Below are 2,575 nucleotides of genomic sequence, written 5' to 3' on the forward strand. Positions count from 1 at the left end.
GCCATGCTCTGATAGGCAAGGCCGAGCGGGGTCGCGGTCGGCAGCTTGAGCCCGCTCGCCAGCATATCCTCGTCGAGCAGCGCCGCCCAGCCGATCCCCGGAGCGGCAACCGTCGGCGTCGTCGCCATCAGCACCATGCGCCGGACACGGCTCGGGAATTGCACCGCGACCTGCTGCGCCAGTGCGCCGCCCCAGCTGAACCCCGCCAGGTCGAATCTCTTGTGGCCGAAGCGCTCGGCAATCTCGATCAGGATCGCCGCCATCGTTGGTGCACCATAGGGCAGCAACGCGTCGGGCGATCCGCCGACGCCGGGCATGTCGAGCGTCCAGACCTCGCGTCCGTGCAACTGCGCGAGCAACGGCGCCGCGGCGGCGATATCGGCGCCGATCCCGTTGAGGAACAGCATCGGCGTGTCGCCCACGCCCACACGCCAGCGCGCCACGCGCAGCGTCAGGCCATAGGCCTGTTCCATGCTGATTGTGGGAGAACCGCTGATCCTGCTCATCGGCCTTGCCTTGGCATCTTTTGGTGACGCGCGAAAGTCCGCGTGGCGGTCAGCCGGGGGGATTCGCGGTCAGGGCCAGCTTTTCCGCTTTCTCATAGCGCAAACAGTCGAAAATCTTCGCGCCCGCCAGGAACACCGACCCGCTGCACGCGACGAGCAGCAATTTGCCGCCGAATCCGGGATATTCGTGGATATAGATCATGCCTCGCGCCATTGCGCCGACCCCCAGCGCATAGATGATCAGGCACGCCTCGACCTTGGTCTTGATCACGAACAACCGTCCGATTTTTTTCAGCATAGCCATAGCCTCTCAAGAGCAAGAGCCGTGCCAGTGGCGCAAATCGGGGATTCGGCGCTGCGGGCTTATGGTAAACTGTAAATTAACTCGACAGCGGCGGAAAGGGCGGATCGATTCTCGTCCGGCCGAAATGGAAAGCGGCACCCCCGCATCGCTGCAAGGATGCCGCTGACTGACAACCCAGGGTCGCAGAAGGGCCGGCAGTTGCGGTCTTGTCGGACTCCCGCGCCGCACCCGCATCCTTCATATGGAGGATGGTGCGAAATTTCCCGCTAGTTCGGCGTTGTGACCGCGATCCGCGCGAGCAGCGACGCCAGATCGGCCTGCCGCGCACAGCCGGTCTTTTCGAGTATGCGGCTGAGCTGCGATCGCACCGTGCTGATCGCGACATCGCCTGCCGCCGCGATCGCCTCGGGGGTTTCGCCGCCCGCGATCCCCTTGGCGACGCGCGCCTCGGACGGGGTCAGGTCGAACAGCGACTTCATCAACGTCGCCGACGGCGCGCGCTCCGACGCGACCGGGATCAGCAGCATCAGCGCCAGGCTGTCGCCGAACACGTCATGCGCGCCGCGCCGCACCGGCACGATATGCGCGACCAATTCCGCGTTGCCGGCAAAGTCGCGGATCGGGAAGGAGCGCACCTGATCGCCCGCATCGCTGCCCAGCGCCGCCAGCGCCTCGGCCAGCATCTTGTCCGCCCGCTTGTCGGTCAGCCGCAGCTTGCCGGTCGCGCCCCAGACCAGATGCTCATCGAGCCCCTCGACCATCGGGCTCGCCTCGGCGACGTCGCCGTTCGCGTGCAGCAGCAGCGCGGGAAGCCGCAGCGCCGCCAGCGCCTCGGTCGCGCCCTCGGCGCGCTTCAACTGCAACCGTGCGCTGACCAGGGCACTGCGCGCGATATGCGGCCGGAGCCCGTTCAGGCGCGCGACATTCTCGGGCTCGATCGGTCCGCCGTCGAAGGCGCGTTCGATGCTGAACACGATATTGTCGCCGGTCGGCAATTGCAGCCCGGTCCCCGCCGACCAGCCGAGCCCGCGCGGACGAAAAAAATCGCGATACACCGGATCGGCGCTCAGCTGCTCCTCGCTCCAGAAATCATATTCGACGAAGAAGGAGGGCGCCTCCTGGCTCATCAGGCAGACGCGGCGGCTGCATTTGCCGAACCAGCCGTCGTTGACATAGGCATCGAACGCCTCGGCGACGCTGTCCGACGCCGTCCAGTTCAGCGACTTGCGCGCCGAAAACAGCAAGCCGCCGGTGGACCCCGCCAGCGCCGCGACATCGTCGAGCACGGCGGGCCACGTCTCGGGCACCACCGAACATTCGTAGATCCGATCGACAAGCTCGTCGTGCATCAAAGGCCCCCGCCAGTTCGCGGGCATTGTCGGGGTTTGGCTGCGGAATGCAAGCGCGGTCCGACAGGGTGCGTCGTCAGAAGCGCATCGTCATCGCGATACCGCCGCTTTTGGTGCCGCCCCAGGGAAATATCTGGACGCGATCGTTCGCCTTGCGGGTGATCAGGAAGCCCGCAGCTTCGCCGATGGCGGCGCCGACGAGTACGTCGTGCACATGATGCTTCTCCGCTTCGACGCGGCTCAATCCGACGAAGGCGGCGACCAGCTGGGCGGGAACACCGACCTTCCAGCCATAGCGATTCTGCAGCGTCGCCGCAGCGGCGAAGGAAATCGAGGTATGTCCGGACGGGAAGCTCTTGTTGTCGCTGCCATCGGGGCGGCGTTCGGGAAAAGCCTCCTTCAGCCCATAGGACAGG

General features: G+C 66.0%; 4 protein-coding genes. All 4 read right to left on the minus strand.

The genetic code is table 11. From position 1 onward, the window contains the following. The coding region (locus ACREB7_RS20785) for an alpha/beta fold hydrolase (RefSeq protein WP_431594159.1) at positions 1 to 506 on the minus strand (506 nt) is incomplete at its 3' end. 49 nt (positions 507 to 555) lie between these two features. Further along, entirely contained in the window at positions 556 to 804 is a 249-nt protein-coding gene (locus tag ACREB7_RS20790; protein ID WP_431594160.1) for a hypothetical protein, read from the minus strand. A gap of 272 nt (positions 805 to 1,076) precedes the next feature. Further along, entirely contained in the window at positions 1,077 to 2,159 is a 1,083-nt protein-coding gene (locus tag ACREB7_RS20795; protein WP_431594161.1) for a helix-turn-helix transcriptional regulator, read from the minus strand. A 76-nt stretch (positions 2,160 to 2,235) separates the two neighbouring features. Beyond that, positions 2,236 to 2,575, minus strand: a 340-nt coding sequence (locus ACREB7_RS20800; RefSeq protein WP_431594162.1) for a phosphatase PAP2 family protein, incomplete at its 5' end; no start/stop codon positions are given.

Origin of the sequence: Sphingopyxis sp., assembly GCF_050725615.1 — a bacterium.
Classification (GTDB): domain Bacteria; phylum Pseudomonadota; class Alphaproteobacteria; order Sphingomonadales; family Sphingomonadaceae; genus Sphingopyxis.

Excerpts from the sequence above, each read along its gene's own strand:
- ACREB7_RS20790 (WP_431594160.1), bottom strand. The coding sequence starts at position 804 with ATGCTGAAAAAAATCGGACGGTTGTTCGTGATCAAGACCAAGGTCGAG.
- ACREB7_RS20795 (WP_431594161.1), bottom strand. The coding sequence starts at position 2,159 with ATGCACGACGAGCTTGTCGATCGGATCTACGAATGTTCGGTGGTGCCC.